Here is an 18,475-nt window from a genome sequence, read left to right on the forward strand (position 1 = left end):
GGCGGCCCCGGCGCGCCCCGAAACTGTCGTACCCATGGTTCAGGATGGTGGCATGTCGGTGATTCGAGGAGTGGCCCAGACGGTGGTGACCACCGTGCGCGCGGCACGGGTCGCGACGGTCGGCACCACACGCGCGGGCCGATATCTCGGACGCAACCTGCTGCGCGTGCGCGAGCGTGGGGCCGGCGGCGAGACCGGCATGCTGCGGCTGCTCGACCTGCACGCGGCCTCCTGCGCCGGCGACACCCTGGTCGCGCTGGGCCTGGCCGGCACGGTCTTCTTCTCGGTGCCGGCGGGCGAGGCCCGGGGCCGCGTCGCGCTCTATCTCCTGGTCACGATGCTGCCGTTCGCGCTGCTCGCCCCGGTGGTCGGGCCGGTGCTCGACCGGTTCCGCCACGGCCGCCGATACGCGCTCGCGGTCACCATGCTCGGGCGCGCCTTCCTCGCCTTCATGCTGGCGGACCACCTGACGACCTGGCTGCTCTATCCGGCCGCGTTCGGCATGCTCGTGCTGTCCCGCGCCTACGGCGTGGCCCGCAGCGCCGCCGTGCCCCGGGTCCTGCCGCCGGGGCTCGGGCTGTCGGAGGCGGGCGCCCGGGCGTCGGTGTTCGGCACGTTCGCGGGCGCCATCGCGCTGCCGATCGGGCTCCTCGCCGGGCAGTTCGGGCCGCAGTGGCCGCTGCGGGTGTCGATCCTGGTGTTCGTCTACGGCATGGTCACCGCGCTGCGCCTGCCGCCCCGCGCCGACTCCGACCCGCCCGAGACGATGCCCAGGGTCCTGCGGCCGGCGGGGCGCGGGGTCAAGGTGCTCAGCGGGCGCGTGGTCGTCGCGGCGCTGGTCGGCAGCGCCACGCTGCGCGGGCTCTACGGCTTCCTGACGCTCTATCTCGCCTTCGCCATCAAGGAGGGCACCCTCCCGGTCAAGCTGCTGGCCTGGCAGCTCTCGCAGCAGGTGGCGGTCGTCGTGGTGGCGGGCGCGCTGGGCGTGGGCTCGTTCCTCGCCACCGCGATCGGCACCCGGCTGCGCATCCATCGGCCCGTGCTGCTGCAGGCCATCGGGATCCTGCTCACCGCCTTCGTGGCCGTCCTCGCCGCCAACCGCGACTCGCTCGGCACGGTCGCGCTGCTGTGCCTGTTCACGGCGGTCGCCAGCGGCCTGGCCAAGCTCGCCGTGGACGCCTCGATCCAGGAGCGCATCGACGAGAACGTGCGGGCGAGCGCATTCGCGCACTCCGAGACGCTGCTCATGATCGCGTGGGTGATCGGCGGGGCGGTCGGGCTCATCCCGTTCGGCGGGGCGTGGGGGCTGTTCGTGGCCGCGGGGTTCGTGGCGCTGGGCGGGGTGCGGGCGGCGTGGGCCGCCGTGACCCTGCGCAAGGAGCGGCTGCGCGGTGCGCCGCCAGATGTGCCCGACGCCGCGGAGGCGCCGACGGTCCCGGCTCCGGCCGCTCCGGCCGCTCCGGCCTCCGAGGCGACGACGGTGCCGCGGCCGGCGACCCCGAAGGACGACGACGGGGAGAAGCGGCGGTTCGGGTTCGGCAAGCGGCGCGAGAGCCCGACGGCCCCGGCGGCGGCTCCCACGCCCGCCCCGGCCCCGGCCGCGACCGAGACGAAGAAGATGCCGGCGGTGGACGTGGAGGACGGTTCGCCGCTCGCACCACCGGGGTACACGCTGTATCGGCCATCGGGGACGGACCCGACGGCCCGGCTGGAGGACGACGGGCGATGAGGGCGTTGCTGGGGTATTCGAGGGCGTTGGTCGTCACGGCGGTCGAGGCCGAACGGGAGGCCGTGCTCGGCGGGCTCGGGCTGGGGTCGCAGGGCTCCGAGGCCCTGGAGGACGGCTCGCCGGTCGTCGTGGTCGCGGGCGGGGTGGGCCCGGCGGCGTCGGCGGCGGTCACCTCGCAATACCTGACCACCGCCGCGTTCATGGGCCCGGCGTTCGACCTGGTGCTCTCGGCCGGGATCGCCGGAGGGTTCGCCGGGCGGGTCGAGATCGGCGGGCTGGTCGTCGCGACCGAGTCGATCGCGGCGGATCTCGGGGCCGAGGGGCCGGACGGGTTCCTGAGCGTGGACGAGCTGGGGTTCGGGTCCTCGCGGATCGACGCGGACTCGCAGCTGCTGCGGTCGCTGCGGATGGCGCTGCCGGAGGCCGTCGGGGGGCCCGTCCTGACGGTGTCGACCGTCACCGGGGCCGGCTCCGAGGGCCTACTGAAGCGGTTCCCGGACGCGGTCGCCGAGGGGATGGAGGGCTTCGGGGTCGGCACGGCCGCGAAGCTCTGGCCCGGGGCGGCGTTCGGCGAGATCCGGACGATCTCGAACGCGGTCGGGCCGCGGGATCGCGCGGCCTGGAAGATTCCCCAGGCCCTGGGCCTGCTTCGCCAGGTGTTCGCCGTGATCCGCTGATCTTCCCGGGACCCCCGTCCGCCGTGTCGCAAGGGTCACAGGTGCTCTTTTGGTGCTTGGGGTGCGGTCCTGCGCGTTCGGTCTAGATTCGGGGTTGTGACGCTTTCGCTCGCTTTTTCGCCGTGTCCCAACGACACGTTCGTCTTTCACGCGCTCACGCACGGGCTCGTGCCCGGGGCGCCGGCGTTTGACGTGACCTTTGCCGATGTCGACGTCACCAACACGGCCGCCCTCTCGGGGCAGTTCGACCTGGTCAAGGTCAGCTATGCCGCGCTGCCGTGGCTGCTCGACAAGTACACGCTGCTGCCCTGCGGCGGGGCGCTCGGGCGCGGCTGCGGGCCCCTCGTGCTGGTCAAGGACGCCGGCATCACCTCCCTGGGCGGCCGGACCGTGGCCGTTCCCGGGGACCGGACCACCGCCTACCTGCTGATGCGGCTCTGGTCGGCCGCCGAGCCGCCGGCCCGCATCGAGGTCGTGCCGTTCGCCGAGATCATGCCGGCCGTGGCCGCCGGGAAGTACGACGCCGGGCTCGTCATCCACGAGGCGCGGTTCACCTACCAGCGGTACGGGCTGCACGCCCTCGCCGACCTCGGCGAGTGGTGGGAGAACGACACCGGGCTGCCCATTCCGCTCGGGGCGATCCTCGCGCACCGGGACCGTGTCGACCCGGAGCAGGCGACGGCCTGGATCAAGGAGTCGGTGCGGCTGGCCTGGGAGAATCCCGCGGCGAGCCGGCAGTTCGTGCTCGAGCACGCGCAGGAGATGGAGCAGAGCGTCGTCGATCAGCACATCGCGCTCTACGTCAACGAGTTCACCTCGTCGCTCGGCCCCGACGGGCACGCCGCCGTCGACGCGCTGCTCAACCGGGCCGCGGCCGAGGGCCTGGTGCCCGCCACGCCGCTGGTCGGCGCCTGACCGTCGGAGGGGGCCCGCAGGCCCCCTCCGAGCGGCGTCAGACCTCGAGTTCCCGGGCCACCAGGTGCACGGCCTCGGCCACCGTTCGGGACGTCTTGCGGTCCGGGAAGCGGCCGCGCTGGAGGTCGGGCTGGATCTTGGCCTCCAGGACCTTGATCATGTCCTCGATCAGGCCGTGCAGCTCCTCCGGCGGGCGGCGGCTCGCGACCGCGCGGGCCTCGGCGACCGAGGGCGGCGCGTCCAGCAGCTTGACCTGCAGCGCCTGGCTGCCCTTGCGGCTCTCCACCACCCCGAACTCGACCCGCTGACCCGTCTTCAGCTCACCCACGCCGGACGGCAACGCCGCCTTGTGCACGAAGACGTCCCCACCGTCGTCGCTGGTGAGGAATCCGAAACCCTTCTCCTGGTCGTACCACTTCACTCGACCCGTCGGCACGCTGCCCTGCTCCCCAGTGTCGGACCCGTCCCGGCGACCTCGCGTCACACGCGGTACCCGGGATTGCACACCAAGGCTAGTCATCGGAAACGGGACGGCCAACCGAGATCATGCCTTGGAGAAACGCCGGAAACGGGCGCAGATCGGGGAACACGACCGTGGCGCCGGCGGCCTGGAGTTCGGCGGCCGAGCACGGGCCGGAGGCGACGCCGACGACCGGGATGCCGGCCAGGACGCCGGCCTGCATGTCGGCCACGTGGTCGCCGACGTAGAGGGCGGCGCCGATCTCGCGCAGGACCTCGGCCTTCTGGGCGTGGAAGACGTCGCCGTAGACGTGGTCGACCTCGATGCCGAGGTGCGCGAGGTGCAGTTCCGCGAGCCGGCCGAGCTTCGAGGTGATCACCGCGATCCGGGCGGGCACCGCGCGCACCGCCGCCAGCGCCTCCAACGCCCCGGGGAGGGCCACCGAGGGCGATATGGCGTGGTCCGGGTAGAGAGACCGATAGATCCCAATGGCCTCGTCGACCCTTTCCGCCGGGAACCACTGTGCCATTTCTTCGCGTAGTGGCGGACCGAGCCGGGTGATCACGAGGTCGGCGTCGACATGAACGCCGGTCGCCGCGGTGAGCGCCCGCCACGCTGCGGCAATGCCGAGCCTGGTGTCGAGAAGCGTCATGTCGAGGTCAAAGCCAATGACAACCGGTTGTTGAGACACTTTTAAGGATGCCCAGGTCACAGTAGGTATGCCATCGAAACACGCGCTCGACTTCCTATTGACGAGTGAGATCCAGGCCACTACCGTCACCTTCACTTTTAGGAAAGTTTCCTAAGAGACCATCCAGGAGACGCGATGAAACGATCCGTCCGCAACGGCCTCATCGTCGCCGCCGCTCTGGCGGTGGCCGGGGCCGTCGTTCCCATCGTCACCGCCAATGCCGCCGGAAACCTGAGCGCCACGTTCACGGTCGACCAGGACTGGGGCTCGGGCTGGGGCGCCACCTACAAGATCACCAACGGGACCTCGAGCACGATCAACGGGTGGACGCTCGAGTTCGACCTGCCCGCGGGCGGTCAGATCACCAGCTTCTGGGACGCCGACGTGACCCGCACGGGTCAGCACTACGTCGCCAAGAACAAGTCCTGGTCCCCGACCCTGGCCGCGGGCGCGAGCTTCAGCTGGGGCATGAACGGCTCCGGCGCCAAGCCGCCGACCAACTGCACGATCAACGGCGTGGCCTGCAGCGGGGGCTCCCCGACCACGGCGCCGCCCACCACGACCACCACCAAGCCGCCGACGACCCCGCCGGTGACCACCTCGCCGACGACCAAGCCGCCGACGACCCCGCCGCCCACCACGACCACGCCGCCGGCCGGCGGGAGCAAGAAGGTCGTCGGCTACTTCGCGGAGTGGGGCGTCTACGGCCGCAACTACCACGTGAAGAACATCGAGACGAGCGGCTCGGCCGCGAAGCTCACCCACATCCTGTACGCGTTCGGCAACACCACCGGCGGGCGCTGCTCGATCGGTGACAGCTACGCGGACTACGACAAGGCCTACACCGCGGCCGACTCGGTGGACGGCGTCGCCGACACCTGGGACCAGCCGCTGCGGGGCTCGTTCAACCAGCTGAAGAAGCTCAAGGCGATGCACCCGGGCCTCAAGGTCATCTGGTCGTTCGGCGGCTGGACCTGGTCGGCCGGCTTCACGCAGGCCGCGCAGAACCCGACCGCGTTCGCGGACTCCTGCTACAACCTGATCAACGACTCCCGCTGGGCCGGTGTCTTCGACGGCATCGACATCGACTGGGAGTACCCGAACGCCTGTGGCCTGCAGTGTGACGGCTCCGGCCCGAACGCCTACAAGAGCGTGATCGCCGCGCTGCGCGCCAAGTTCGGCACGTCGAAGCTCGTCACCTCGGCCATCACCGCGGACGGCAGCAACGGCGGCAAGATCGACCTCACCGACTACGCCGGTGCGGCCGCGAACCTCGACTGGTTCATGCCGATGACGTACGACTACTTCGGCGCCTTCAACGCGCAGGGCCCGACCGCCCCGCACTCGCCGCTGACCTGCTACTCGGGCATCCCGACGGCCGGCTTCTGCTCCGACGCGGCGATCACCAAGCTCAAGAGCAAGGGCATCCCGTCCAACAAGCTGCTCCTGGGCGTCGGCTTCTACGGCCGCGGCTGGACCGGTGTGACGCAGGACGCCCCCGGCGGCTCGGCCACCGGCGCCGCCCCCGGCACCTACGAGGCGGGCATCGAGGACTACAAGGTCCTCAAGAACAGCTGCCCGGCGACCGGTACCGTCGGCGGCACGGCCTACGCCAAGTGCGGCAACAACTGGTGGAGCTACGACACTCCGTCCACCATCGCCGGCAAGATGACGTACGCGAAGAACCAGAGCCTCGGCGGTGCGTTCTTCTGGGAGCTCTCGGGTGACACGAGCAACGGCGAGCTCATCACCGCCGTCAGCAACGGCCTGAAGTAACTCCGAACGAGCAATCGAGGGCGGGCCCACCGGGCCCGCCCTCTTTTGTCGTACGCGCCGGTTAGCGTATGAGGCGAGATGACGACGATTTCGCTGGCCGACCATTTGCGCGCCCTGCCCGACGACGAGCTGACGGCGCTCATCCGGCTGCGCCCCGACCTGGTCATCCCGCCGCCGTCGGACTTCTCGGCGCTCGCGCACCGGGCCCAGTCGCGGGTGGCGGTGGCCCGCGCGCTCGACGCGCTCGACCAGTTCACGCTGGAGATCCTGGACGCTTTGCGGTACACGCGCGTCGGCCACGGCTCGTCGGCCGAGTCGGTGCTGACCCTCACCGCCCAGTCCGGCGTCGACGCGGTGCACGTGCGCGCGGCGATCGACCGGCTGCGGACCTTCGCGGTGGTCTACGGCCCCGACCGGGCGCTGCGGATCGTGGGCGCCGTCGACGAGGTGTGCTCGCCCTTCCCGGCCGGGCTGGGCCGCCCCGCCGAGGAGCTCGACCCGATGGCCGGCGCGCTGGTCGCCGACGCCGCCGGGCTGCGCCGCACGCTGCTGGCCGCCTCCCCCGCCGCCCGGGCCGTGCTCGACCGCCTCGCCGCGGGCCCGCCCGTCGGCACCGTCGCCGCGACCGCCCTGCTGCCCGACTCCGACTCGCCGGTGCGCTGGCTGGTCGAACGACACCTGCTCGTGCCCGTCGGGCGCGACGCCGTGGAGCTGCCGGTCGAGGTCGCGCTCCTGCTGCGCCGCGAGGCCGGGCCGCTCGGACAGCTGCACCCCGAGCCGCCGCAGCTGCAGACCTCGCAGCGCGACCCCGCCCAGCTGGACCGGGCCGGGGCCGGGCAGGTGCTGGAGCTGGTCCGCAACGCCGAGACGCTGATCGAGACGATCGGGCAGGAGCCGCCGGCCGTACTGCGCTCGGGCGGCCTGGGCATCCGGGAGCTGCGCCGCTACGCCAAGACCGTCGGCGTCGAGGAGCAGCAGGCGGCGCTGCTGGTCGAGATCGTCACCGCCGCGGGGCTGATCGGCGAGGAGATCATCGACAACAAGCGGGTCGAGAGCGTCTTCCTGCCCACCGTCGCCTATGACGCCTGGCGCGCGTTCGGCATCGCCGCCCGCTGGCACCGGCTCGCGGTGGCCTGGCTGACCATGACCCGCGCCCCCGCACTCGTCGGGCAGCGCGACGACCGCGACCGCCCGCTCAACGCGCTCGCGCCCGAGCTGTCCCGCCCCGGCGCCCCGGCCCAGCGCAAGTCCGCCCTGCAGGTGCTGGCCGACCTGGCCCCCGGGCTGACCGCGGCGCCGGCGGGCGTGGTGGAGACCCTCGCCTGGCGCACCCCGCGGCGGATCAACCGGGCCACGTCGGCGGCGATCGAGGCGAGCCTGGCCGAGGCCGCGTTCGTCGGGCTGACCGGGTTCGGGGGGCTGACCGGATACGGGCGGCTGCTGCTGGCCGAGCTCGCCGCCGAGGCGCCCGACCCCGAGGACCCGCTGGGGATCGGCTCGCCCGAGGGCTATGCGCTGTCCGGCTCGGCCGCGCTGCTGGACACGCTGCTGCCGACCCCCGTCGACCACGTGCTGCTGCAGGCCGACCTGTCCGCGATCGTCCCGGGCCCGCCCGAGCCGACCCTCGCCGGGGAGCTGGAGCTGCTCGGGCTGCAGGAGAGCGCCAGCGTGTACCGCATCACGGCCGAAACGATCCGCCGGAGCCTCGACGCCGGCTACTCCGCGGCCGATCTGCACGCGCTGCTCGCCCGGCGCTCGCGCACGCCGGTGCCGCAGACGCTCACCTATCTCATCGACGACGTCGCCCGCCGCCACGGTGGCATGCGCATCGGGTCGGCGAACTCCTACGTGCGCAGCGACGACGAGTCGATGATCGCCGAGGTGCTCGCCGACCGGCGGCTGCAGACGCTGGGGCTGCGCCGCCTGGCCCCGACGGTGCTGGCCTGCCGCCATACGCCGGCCCGGCTGCTGGAGGCGCTGCGGGAGGCCGGGTACCCGCCGGTGCAGGAGGACTCGACCGGCGCCGCGGTGCTGAGCCGGCCGAAGCAGCGCCGGGGCGCTCCCCGCCCGTCGTGGGCGTCGCGCGGGGTGGAGGACCCCACGGCGGCGGTACGGCTCTCGGGACCCCGGCTCGCCGGCGTCATCGAGCAGATCCGGCGGGGCGACGCGGCGGCCCGGGTCGCGCGGCGGGCGCCCGTGACCGTGCGGGCCAACGGGGCCACCGGGGCCTCGCACACGGAGGCGCTCGAGGTGCTGCAGCAGGCGCTGCGGGAGAAGACCCGGGTCTGGGTGGGATACGTCGACGCGCACGGGGCCACGGCGTCGCGGCTCGTGCGGCCGGTGTCCATGGGCTCGGGCTATCTGCGGGCCGAGGACGAGCGCACGGAGATGCTGCACACCTTTGCGCTGCACCGCATCACCGGCGCGGTCCCGGAGTCGGAGGCCTAGTTCTCGGCCCGGGCCGTGCCGACCACCGAGCCGATCACGGACACGATCAGCATGACGGCGGCCAGGCTGCCCATCGTCTCGCCGATGGCGTCGGTCAGCGGGCTCTTGAGCACCAGCCAGGAGACGAAGAACCAGCTCAGGGCCGCGACGGCGACGACGGTGACGCCGAACTTCGCCAGGTTGCTCATGACTGCTTCCCACCGCTGCGGCGGATCGAGCCGACGACCGAGCCGACGACCGAGCCCAGCAGCATGACGACGAGGACCGCGCCGAGCGACTCGCTCACGGCGGTTTCGACGTCCGTGTGCGCGACCCGGTGGGAGAGCAGGAACCAGCCGACCGCCACCGCGACGGCGGCGAATCCACCGAACGTCAAGGTCACCCTCGGACGCATGCCTCGATGCTAGGCGGCCGGCGTCGGCGCCGGCTCCGGTGAATCACCTGATGTTCGCCGGTCGCGGGATCGGACGTACGCGCTCGCCCCCGAACTCCATTCGAGCGCGTGCGTCCGGCTCCGCGGCGACGGCCGCCGAAGCCGTCAAAATCTTGAACGCACGGGAGGGGGCGATTCGTTGCACGGGTATCCATCGTTCCCACTATCCGGGAACTGTCATACCCGCATGCGACACTGGTCCGGTGCCAGAAGGTCCACTGATCGTCCAGTCCGACAAGACGCTCCTGCTCGAGGTCGACCACCCCGACGCCCAGGCGTGCCGCATGGCCATCGCACCGTTCGCCGAGCTCGAGCGGTCGCCGGAGCACGTGCACACCTATCGCCTGACCCCGCTCGGCCTGTGGAACGCGCGCGCCGCGGGCCACGACGCCGAGGGCGTGGTCGACTCCCTGCTGCGCTACTCGCGCTATCCGGTGCCCCACGCGCTGCTCGTCGACATCGCCGAGACCATGGACCGCTACGGGCGGCTGCAGCTGCGCAACGACCCGGTGCACGGCCTCGTCCTGCACGCGTCCGACCGCGCGGTGCTCATCGAGGTCTCCAAGAGCAAGAAGCTCGCCGGGATGCTGGGCAGCCAGATCGACGCGGACACCGTCATCGTCCACGCGTCCGAGCGCGGACGGCTCAAGCAGGCCCTGCTGAAGCTGGGCTGGCCGGCCGAGGACCTGGCCGGCTACGTCGACGGCGAGGCCCACAAGATCGACCTGGCCGAGGACGGCTGGGTGCTGCGCTCCTACCAGCGGGAGGCGGTCGAGTCGTTCTGGGCCGGCGGGTCCGGCGTCGTGGTGCTGCCCTGCGGGGCCGGCAAGACGCTGGTCGGCGCCGCGGCGATGGCCCAGGCCAAGGCGACCACGCTGATCCTGGTCACCAACACGGTCGCGGGGCGGCAGTGGAAGCGCGAGCTGATCGCGCGCACGAGCCTGACCGAGGAGGAGATCGGCGAATACTCCGGCGAGCGCAAGGAGATCCGCCCGGTCACGATCGCGACCTACCAGGTGCTGACGACCCGGCGCGGCGGGGCCTTCGCCCACCTCGACCTGTTCAACGCCCGCGACTGGGGCCTCGTGGTCTACGACGAGGTGCACCTGCTGCCGGCGCCGATCTTCCGGTTCACGGCCGACCTGCAGGCCCGGCGGCGGCTCGGCCTGACGGCGACGCTGGTGCGGGAGGACGGGCGCGAGGGGGACGTGTTCTCGCTGATCGGGCCCAAGCGGTATGACGCGCCCTGGAAGGACATCGAGGCGCAGGGGTGGATCGCGCCCGCGGAGTGCGTCGAGGTGCGGGTGACGCTGACCGATGAGGAGCGGATGGCCTATGCCGTCGCCGAGCCCGAGGAGCGCTATCGGGTGGCGGCCACGGCCCGGACGAAGCTGCCGGTGGTCCGGGCGCTGATCGACCGGCACAAGGACGATCAGGTCCTGGTCATCGGGGGCTACATCGACCAGCTGCACCAGCTCGGGGAGTTCCTGCAGGCGCCGATCATTCAGGGGGCCACGACCAACCGCGAGCGGGAGAAGCTGTTCGACTCGTTCCGCAGCGGGGAGCTCCGGACGCTGGTGATCTCCAAGGTCGGCAACTTCTCCATCGACCTGCCCGAGGCGGCGGTGGCCGTGCAGGTGTCGGGGACGTTCGGGTCCCGGCAGGAGGAGGCGCAGCGGCTGGGGCGGGTGCTTCGGCCCAAGGCGGACGGCCGCCAGGCGCACTTCTACACGGTGGTGGCCAGGGACACCATCGACACGGAGTACGCGGCTCATCGGCAGCGGTTCCTGGCGGAGCAGGGTTACGCCTACACGATCACCGACGCCGACGACGTCGTCGCCTGAGCACCGCCGTCACCTGAGCACCGCCGTCACCTGAGCACGGCCGTCGTCTGAGCGCGGTCGTCGCCTGGACATGGCCGCCGCCTGAACATGGCCGTCACCTGAGCACGGTTGTCACCTGAGCGTTGTTATGGGCCCTCGGCCACCACGTCGAGGGCCTGGTCGATCAGTTTCAGTGCCTCGTGCGCGTCGCCGCCGTCCCTGGCCCAGGTCAGGAGGGCGTTCATCATGGCCCCGACGCAGGCGCCGACGAAGGCACGGCACCGGAAGTCATCGGCCGGGCGGCCCAGGCGTTCGGCCAGGGGGACCGCCAGGAACGTGATCGAGTCCTGCAGGCTGTCCAGGGCGCGCATCCTCAGCGCCGGGACGCCCAGCTGGAGCCTGGCCCGCTCCAGGGCCTGGTCGACCTCGTGCTGGGTGGTCGCCTTGAAGGCGTCCACGAACGCATGCCGCACCACCTCCAGCGGGGTCAGGCCGTCCGGTGCCGCTCGGATCTTCTCCGCCATCAGCTCGTCGTAGCGGTCCTGGATGACCACGTCTTCCTTGGTCTTGAAGTATCGGAAGAACGTGCTCGGGGAGATCTCCGCGGCCTCGGCGATCTGCTCCACCGTGGTCGCGTCGTAGCCCTGCTGGACGAACAGGCGCACCGCGTGCTCCTGGATCGCCCAGCGGGTCTTCTGCTTCTTGCGTTCACGCAACCCTGGTGAGCCCATCCACCGATTCTTCCGCACCGGGGTGCCGCCGGGCATCGGGCAGGAACAGGGCCGCCAGGAGGGCGCCGATGACGCCGATGGCGGAGCAGACCATCAGGACCGCGGCCATGGCGTCCACGAAGGCCGTCCGGGCGGCCAGGGCCAGGGCCGCGTCCCCGGTCCGGGCGGCCAGGGTCACGCCGGCGGCCACCGAGCGCCGGGCCGCCTCCGGGGCGCCGTCCAGCCGGCCGCGGTACACGGCGCTGGAAAGGCTGCCGAGCAACGCCACGCCCAGGGCACCCGCCACCTGGCGGAAGGTCATCGTGATCGCGGTGCCCGAGCCGGCCTCGTCGCGCGGCAGGGCGCCCAGCACCTCGTCCATCGCGGGCGTGATCGCCAGGCCGATGCCCGCCCCGGCGATCGCCAGCCAGGTCGCCACGGTGCCGTAGCCGGAGCCGACCCCGGTCCGCACGCCCAGGCCCAGGCCCAGCGCGCCGATGAGCAGGCCGCCCGCCACCGGGACCCGCGTGACGGTCAGGTGGGCGAGCCGCTCGCCCAGGGGTGCCCCCACGAACAGGCCGGCGATCAGCGGGAGCAGGCGCAGCCCCACCCCCAGGGCGTCGTCACCGCGGACCGCCTGCAGGTACTGGGGCAGGATGAACAGCACGCCGAAGAGGGCGAACGAGGAGAGGGTTCCGGCGGCGGTACCCCAGGCGAAACGCGGCCTCCGGAAGAGCCTCAGGTCGATCATCGGACTCTTCGCCCGGCGCTCCACCAGGACGAAGGCGGCCACGAGCGCAACGCCGCCGACCAGGCCGGCGAGGACCCTCGCATCGGTCCAGCCGCGGGTCGGGGCCTCGATCACGCCGTACACCAGGGCCACCAGGCCCACCGTCGACAGGCCGGCGCCGAGCAGGTCGACGCGCCTCGGCGTCGCCGCGCGCGACTCCGGGACGAGGAGGGCGACCGCCACCAGGGCGACCAGGGCCACGGGAATGTTGATCACGAAGATCGAGCCCCACCAGAAGTGCTCCAGCAGGTAGCCGCCGATGATCGGGCCCAGCGGCAGGCCGACGCCCATGCCCATGCTCAGCACGGAGATGGCCCGGCCGCGCTCGTGTTCGTCGAAGAGCACGGGCAGCACGGCCATGGTGAGCGGAGTCAGGATGGCGCCGCCGATGCCCATCAGTGCCCGGGCGGCGATCACCTGGAGCGCGTCCGTGGCGGAGACGGCCACCAGCGACGAGCCGGCGAACAGGGCCAGACCGATCATGAGCAGGCGTTTCCGGCCGTACCGGTCGCCCAGGGCGCCCATGGGGAGCAGGAGGCCGGCGAAGACCAGCACGTACGCGTTGACGATCCACTGCAGGTCGTCCGAGCCGGCGTCGAGCGCGGTGGCGAGCGTGGGCAGGGCGACGTTGAGGATCGTGGTGTCGAAGCCGACGGTGAGCACGCTGAGCACGATCGCGATGAGTGCCCACCAGCGTCGGGGGCTCGAAGTGACAGCATCCATTTTTTGAGAGTAACTATCATTTGAGTCCGGCCGTCAACTGAGAGCTACTTCACAGCGACAGAACGGATTGATACCCCGGCAGGCGAAAAATCCGAAAAGTCGCGGCGCGCAGCCCCCGACTTTTCGGCGGAAAGCGGGTCAGGCGGTGAGTTCGGCCGAGAGGAGCTCGGCGATCTGGGCCGTGTTCAGCGCCGCGCCCTTGCGCAGGTTGTCGCCCGTCACGAAGAAGTCCAGCGCCCTCGGGTCGTCGACCGAGCGCCTGATGCGGCCGACCCACGAGGGGTCGGTGCCCACCGCGTCGATCGGCATCGGGAACTCGCCCGCGGCCGGGTCGTCGACCAGGATCACGCCGGGGGCGTGGCGCAGGACCTCGCGGGCGCCCTCCGCGTCGACCTCGGTGCCGAAGACCGCGTGGACGGCGACCGAGTGGCCGGTGACGACGGGGACCCGCACGCACGTGGCCGAGACCTTGAGGTCGGGCAGGCCGAGAATCTTGCGGGACTCGTTGCGCAGCTTGAGCTCCTCCGAGGACCATCCGGCCTCGCGGAGGGAGCCTGCCCACGGTACGACATTCAACGCCAGCGGCGCGGGGAACGGACCGAGGTCGTCGCCCACGGCCCGGCGCACGTTGCCCGAGCGCGAGCCCAGGGTGCGGTCGCCGCCGACGCGCTCGAGCTGGTCGAGCAGCGTGTCGACGCCGTTCTGGCCGGCGCCGGATACGGCCTGGTAGGAGGCGAGGACGAGCTCCTTGAGCCCGTATTCGCGGTGCAGCGGGGAGAGCGCCACGATCATCGTGAGCGTGGTGCAGTTCGCGTTGGCGATGATCCCCTTCGGGCGGTTGCGCACCTGCTCCGGGTTGATCTCGGGCACCACCAGCGGCACGTCCGGGTCCAGCCGGAAGGCGGCCGAGTTGTCCACCGCGATGGCGCCGCGCGCGACCGCGATCGGCGCCCACTCCGCGGAGACCTCGTCGGGCACGTCGAACATGGCCACGTCGACGCCGTCGAAGACCTCGGGGGTCAGCTCGTGGACGAGCAGCTCCTCGCCGCGCACGGTGAGCTTGCGGCCCGCCGAGCGCTTGGAGGCGACCAGCCGGATCTCGCCCCACACGTTCTTGCGCGACGACAGCAGCTCACACATCACGGAGCCGACGGCCCCGGTGGCCCCGACAACAGCCAGGCTCGGCAGACCGCCCATGAAGGACGAACCTACCTTCCGGTCCCCGCGTACACCACGGCTTCCTCGTCTCCGCCCAGCTCGAACGCGTCGTGAATCGCCCGGACGGCGACATCGAGGTCGGTGTCGCGGCACACGACCGAGACCCGGATCTCCGAGGTGGAGATCATCTCGATGTTCACGCCGGCCTCGGCCAGGGCCGCGAAGAGCTTGGCCGCGACGCCCGGGTTGGAGCGCATGCCGGCGCCGATGAGCGAGACCTTGCCGATGTGGTCGTCGAACAGGATCGACTTGTAGTCCACGGTGGACTTGATCCGCTCGAGCGCGGCCTTGGCGGCGGCGCCGTCGGTCTTCGGCAGCGTGAAGGAGATGTCGGTGCGGCCGGTGCCCTCGGTCGACACGTTCTGCACGATCATGTCGATGTTGGTCTCCGCGGCCGCGACCGTCTGGAAGATCCGCGCGGCGACACCGGGCTGGTCGGGCACGCCGACGATCGTGATCTTCGCCTCGCTGCGGTCGTGCGCGACGCCGGTGATGAGCGCTTGCTCCACGGAAAGGTCCTCCATCGATCCGGTGACCATGGTGCCGTTGGCGGTTGAGTACGAGGAACGCACGTGAATCGGCAGCGAGAACCGCCGCGCGTATTCCACGCTGCGCAGGTGCAGCACCTTGGCACCGCACGCGGCCAGCTCGAGCATCTCCTCGTAGGTGATCTGCTTGATGTGCCGGGCGTTCTTGGCGACCCGCGGGTCGGCCGTGAAGATGCCGTCGACGTCGGTGTAGATCTCGCAGACGTCGGACTGCAGCGCGGCGGCGAGCGCCACGGCGGTGGTGTCCGAGCCGCCGCGGCCCAGCGTGGTGATGTCCTTGGTGTCCTGCGAGACGCCCTGGAAGCCGGCGACGATCGCGATCGCGCCCTCGTCCAGCGCGCTGCGCAGGCGGCCCGGGGTGACGTCGATGATGCGGGCCCGGCCGTGCGTCGACGTGGTGATCACGCCGGCCTGGCTGCCCGTGTAGGAGCGGGCCTCGTACCCGAGGTTGTTGATCGCCATCGCGAGCAACGCCATGGAGATGCGCTCACCGGCGGTCAGCAGCATGTCGAGCTCGCGACCGGCGGGGACCGGGCTCACCTGCGACGCGAGGTCGAGGAGCTCGTCGGTCGTGTCGCCCATGGCCGAGACGACCACGACGACCTCGTTGCCGGCCTTGCGCGTGTCGACGATGCGCTCGGCGACGCGCTTGATGCGCTCGGCGTTGGCGACGGAAGACCCGCCATACTTCTGCACAATCAGCGCCACCGCCGTCGAGCTCCTTTCCAGGGCAAGGTCAACACGTGGTCAACGCAGCCGAGCGTACCGGGGTGGGATGCCCGCCGGGAGTGGCGTTCCACGATCCGGCCGCTCCGCCGGGCGAGAATACGCGGGTGCTTCCGCGACGGGTCGGCCATTATCCGATCACTGTGATCACCGGCACGGCGATGGCCGTGCTCACCGGCCTGCTCCTGTCGGGGTGCAGCTCCTCGGGCGGCCCGCCGTCGACCTCGACGACGACCCCGGCCGGCACCCCGCTGCCGGCCCAGCCGGACCCGCGCGGACTGCTCGCGGCCCGCGTGGCGGTGGCGAAGGACCAGCGGTACGTCGCCGCGTACACGCTCACCGTCCAGGGCAAGGCGCCCCGCTCGGTCCTGGTGTCGATCGCCTCCGACCGGACCTGGCGGGTCGACATCCAGGGCGGCGCGCTGGGCGGCACCGCGGACGTGGCCATCGCGAGCCGGCCCGAGGGGCAGTACCAGTGCCAGATCAACCCCTCCGGCAGCTGTGTGAAGGTCGCGGCGGCCGGCAAGAAGCTGCCCGCGGCGATCGATCCGCGGGTGCAGTACGTCTTCGTCAGCTGGCTCGACGTGCTGCTGGACCGGCAGATCCCGCTGTCGGTGGCGCCCGCCGAGCCGCTCGCGGGCACCTCGGCGCCGTGCTTCGCCGTCGAGCCCGGTGTGACCGCGATCGCACCCCCGATCGACCCCGGCACCTTCTGCTACAACGACAACGGCATCCTCACCGCGGCGCGGCTGCCGTTCGGCCAGCTGATGCTCACGGGTGAGGTGGTGGCCGCCCCGGCGACGATCTCGCTGCCCGGCCCGGTCGCGGACGGCGCGCCGCTGGGCACGTCGGCCCCGCCGCCCCCGCCGCCCGCGGCCAGTGGCGTACCCAGTGGCGCCGCGTCGGCAAAGCCCGTAGGGTAGGGCTTGACATGTGGCAGACGCTTCTTCTTCGTCGCCGCGACGGGGCCCGACAGGCCGGCACCTCGTCGCGGGGATGATGCGCGCGTCCGCGCTCCTGCCGGTCTGACTTCCCCAGACCTTTCCGCGCATCGTGCGCGACAACCCAGGAGCAGGAAAGCATGTCCGATATCGCCCGTCAGACCAACAGCCGTATGCCCATTCACCGCTACCGGCCGTTCTCCGAACAGTTCCCGATCCCGCTGACCGACCGGCAATGGCCCGCGAACGAGGTCACGGTCGCGCCCCGGTGGTGTGCCGTGGATCTGCGCGACGGCAACCAGGCCCTGATCGACCCGATGTCGGTCGAGCGCAAGCGGCGCATGTTCAACCTGCTGGTCCGGATGGGGTACAAGGAGATCGAGGTCGGGTTCCCGGCCGCCTCGCAGACCGACTTCGACTTCGTACGCACGCTGATCGAGCAGGACCTGATCCCCGAGGACGTCACGATCCAGGTGCTGACCCAGTGCCGGGACAACCTGATCGAGCGCACCTTCCAGTCGCTGGTCGGCGCCCGCCGCGCGATCGTGCACTTCTACAACTCGACCTCGACGCTGCAGCGGCGGGTCGTGTTCGGCCTGGACCGGGCCGGGATCACCGACATCGCCACCACGGGCGCGCGGCTGTGCCAGAAGTACGCCGAGGCGATCACCCCGGACACCGAGATCTACTACGAGTACTCCCCCGAGTCCTACACCGGCACCGAGCTGGACTACGCGCTGGAGGTCTGCAGCGCGGTCATCGAGGTGCTGCAGCCGACGCCGGACCGCCCGCTGATCGTCAACCTGCCGGCGACGGTGGAGATGGCCACGCCCAACGTCTACGCCGACTCCATCGAGTGGATGTCGCGCAACCTGCCGCGCCGGGAGTCGGTCGTGCTGTCCCTGCACCCGCACAACGACCGGGGCACCGCGGTCGCGGCCGCCGAACTGGGCCTGCTGGCCGGCGCCGACCGGGTCGAGGGGTGCCTGTTCGGCAACGGCGAGCGGACGGGCAACGTCGACCTGGTGACCCTGGGGCTGAACCTGTTCTCGCAGGGCGTCGACCCGCAGGTGGACTTCTCGGACATCGACGAGATCAAGCGCACGGTGGAGTACTGCAACCAGCTGCCGGTCCACGAGCGCCACCCGTACGCGGGTGACCTGGTCTACACCGCGTTCTCCGGCTCGCACCAGGACGCGATCAAGAAGGGCTTCGAGGCCCTCAACCGCGACGCGGCGGCCGCCGGGGTCGACGTCGACCAGTTCACGTGGGGCGTGCCCTACCTGCCGGTCGACCCGAAGGACCTGGGCCGCTCCTACGAGGCCGTCATCCGGGTCAACTCGCAGTCGGGCAAGGGCGGCGTCGCGTACGTCATGAAGTCCGAGCACCACCTGGACCTGCCGCGCCGGCTGCAGATCGAGTTCTCGGGCGTCGTGCAGCGGCACACCGACGACGAGGGCGGCGAGGTCAACCCGCAGCAGATGTGGGACTTCTTCGCGGGCGAGTACTTCTCGGACCGGCGGTTCACGCTGACGTCGTACGAGGCCAGCACGGTCGACGGCAAGGTCACCCTGGAGGCCGAGATCACCGTCGACGGGCAGGCCCGCAGCGTGCACGCGACCGGCAACGGGCCCATCGACGCGTTCGTGCACGCCCTGGGCGACGTCGGCGTGGACGTGCGGGTGCTGGACTACGCCGAGCACGCGTTGACGTCGGGCGAAGGGGCGCAGGCGGCGGCGTACGTCGAGTGCTCCGTCGACGGCCGGACGTACTGGGGCGTCGGCATCGACGCGAACATCGTGACGGCCTCGTTGCGCGCCGTGCTCAGCGCGGCCAACCGGGGCTGACAGTCGCCTATCGGACCCGC

General features: G+C 71.6%; 15 protein-coding genes. 8 read left to right on the plus strand and 7 right to left on the minus strand.

The window, feature by feature from the left end; genetic code table 11:
• The first annotated feature begins 52 nt into the window (after nucleotides 1-52).
• From ACQP1P_RS45025 to ACQP1P_RS45035, 3 genes are all read left to right on the plus strand, one after another.
• Nucleotides 53-1,729 (plus strand): MFS transporter, encoded by a 1,677-nt coding sequence (locus ACQP1P_RS45025; protein WP_433081084.1) that lies wholly within the window; start codon nucleotides 53-55, stop codon nucleotides 1,727-1,729.
• Nucleotides 1,726-2,406, plus strand: coding sequence for a futalosine hydrolase (locus tag ACQP1P_RS45030; RefSeq protein WP_433081086.1), 681 nt, complete (start codon nucleotides 1,726-1,728; stop codon nucleotides 2,404-2,406). Before ACQP1P_RS45025 ends, ACQP1P_RS45030 begins: the two co-directional genes overlap by 4 nt.
• A gap of 96 nt (nucleotides 2,407-2,502) precedes the next feature.
• Nucleotides 2,503-3,321, plus strand: coding sequence for a 1,4-dihydroxy-6-naphthoate synthase (locus ACQP1P_RS45035; RefSeq protein WP_433081088.1), 819 nt, complete (start codon nucleotides 2,503-2,505; stop codon nucleotides 3,319-3,321).
• A gap of 37 nt (nucleotides 3,322-3,358) precedes the next feature.
• Here the strand turns inward: ACQP1P_RS45035 and ACQP1P_RS45040 are convergent, their stop codons facing one another.
• Together ACQP1P_RS45040 and ACQP1P_RS45045 are read right to left on the minus strand one after the other, a co-directional pair.
• Nucleotides 3,359-3,757, minus strand: coding sequence for a cold-shock protein (locus ACQP1P_RS45040; protein ID WP_350619031.1), 399 nt, complete (start codon nucleotides 3,755-3,757; stop codon nucleotides 3,359-3,361).
• A gap of 76 nt (nucleotides 3,758-3,833) precedes the next feature.
• Entirely contained in the window at nucleotides 3,834-4,433 is a 600-nt protein-coding gene (locus tag ACQP1P_RS45045; RefSeq protein WP_433090395.1) for an HAD family hydrolase, read from the minus strand.
• Nucleotides 4,434-4,607: 174 nt separating this feature from the next.
• On the opposite strand from ACQP1P_RS45045, the gene ACQP1P_RS45050 reads away from it, so the two are divergent.
• Together ACQP1P_RS45050 and ACQP1P_RS45055 are read left to right on the plus strand one after the other, a co-directional pair.
• The gene (locus ACQP1P_RS45050) at nucleotides 4,608-6,248 is read left to right on the plus strand and encodes a glycosyl hydrolase family 18 protein (RefSeq protein ID WP_433081090.1); all 1,641 of its coding nucleotides are present in this window, start codon (nucleotides 4,608-4,610) and stop codon (nucleotides 6,246-6,248) included.
• A 78-nt stretch (nucleotides 6,249-6,326) separates the two neighbouring features.
• A complete protein-coding gene (locus ACQP1P_RS45055; protein WP_433081092.1) occupies nucleotides 6,327-8,696 on the plus strand; it encodes a helicase-associated domain-containing protein in 2,370 nt (789 codons plus the stop codon).
• Here the strand turns inward: ACQP1P_RS45055 and ACQP1P_RS45060 are convergent.
• Complete coding sequence (locus ACQP1P_RS45060) at nucleotides 8,693-9,058, minus strand: sensor domain-containing protein (protein WP_433090397.1); 366 nt, start codon at nucleotides 9,056-9,058, stop codon at nucleotides 8,693-8,695. The genes ACQP1P_RS45055 and ACQP1P_RS45060 overlap by 4 nt on opposite strands.
• 274 nt (nucleotides 9,059-9,332) lie before the next feature.
• On the opposite strand from ACQP1P_RS45060, the gene ACQP1P_RS45065 reads away from it, so the two are divergent.
• Complete coding sequence (locus tag ACQP1P_RS45065) at nucleotides 9,333-10,973, plus strand: DNA repair helicase XPB (protein WP_433081094.1); 1,641 nt, start codon at nucleotides 9,333-9,335, stop codon at nucleotides 10,971-10,973.
• A gap of 125 nt (nucleotides 10,974-11,098) precedes the next feature.
• Here the strand turns inward: ACQP1P_RS45065 and ACQP1P_RS45070 are convergent, their stop codons facing one another.
• The 4 genes from ACQP1P_RS45070 to ACQP1P_RS45085 all read right to left on the minus strand — a co-directional run bounded on the left by ACQP1P_RS45070 (nucleotide 11,099) and on the right by ACQP1P_RS45085 (nucleotide 15,649).
• A complete protein-coding gene (locus ACQP1P_RS45070) occupies nucleotides 11,099-11,683 on the minus strand; it encodes a TetR family transcriptional regulator (RefSeq protein WP_433081096.1) in 585 nt (194 codons plus the stop codon).
• Nucleotides 11,661-13,175, minus strand: a complete 1,515-nt coding sequence (locus ACQP1P_RS45075; protein WP_433081098.1) for an MFS transporter — start codon at nucleotides 13,173-13,175, stop codon at nucleotides 11,661-11,663. The genes ACQP1P_RS45070 and ACQP1P_RS45075 overlap by 23 nt, the downstream gene beginning before the upstream one ends.
• A 138-nt stretch (nucleotides 13,176-13,313) precedes the next feature.
• Nucleotides 13,314-14,372 carry an aspartate-semialdehyde dehydrogenase gene (locus tag ACQP1P_RS45080; RefSeq protein WP_433081100.1) on the minus strand — a complete coding sequence of 353 codons (1,059 nt, stop codon included), beginning with the start codon at nucleotides 14,370-14,372 and terminating at the stop codon, nucleotides 13,314-13,316.
• An 11-nt stretch (nucleotides 14,373-14,383) separates the two neighbouring features.
• Nucleotides 14,384-15,649: an aspartate kinase gene (locus ACQP1P_RS45085; RefSeq protein ID WP_433081102.1), complete on the minus strand. Its 1,266-nt coding sequence runs from the start codon at nucleotides 15,647-15,649 to the stop codon at nucleotides 14,384-14,386.
• 161 nt (nucleotides 15,650-15,810) lie between these two features.
• On the opposite strand from ACQP1P_RS45085, the gene ACQP1P_RS45090 reads away from it, so the two are divergent.
• Together ACQP1P_RS45090 and leuA are read left to right on the plus strand one after the other, a co-directional pair.
• Nucleotides 15,811-16,590, plus strand: coding sequence for a hypothetical protein (locus ACQP1P_RS45090; RefSeq protein WP_433081106.1), 780 nt, complete (start codon nucleotides 15,811-15,813; stop codon nucleotides 16,588-16,590).
• Between the two features lie 158 nt (nucleotides 16,591-16,748).
• Nucleotides 16,749-18,455, plus strand: a complete 1,707-nt coding sequence (gene leuA, locus ACQP1P_RS45095) for a 2-isopropylmalate synthase (RefSeq protein WP_433081107.1) — start codon at nucleotides 16,749-16,751, stop codon at nucleotides 18,453-18,455.
• Nucleotides 18,456-18,475 lie beyond the last annotated feature (20 nt).

It is taken from the genome of Dactylosporangium sp. CA-052675 (assembly GCF_050947935.1).
Taxonomy (GTDB): domain Bacteria; phylum Actinomycetota; class Actinomycetes; order Mycobacteriales; family Micromonosporaceae; genus Dactylosporangium.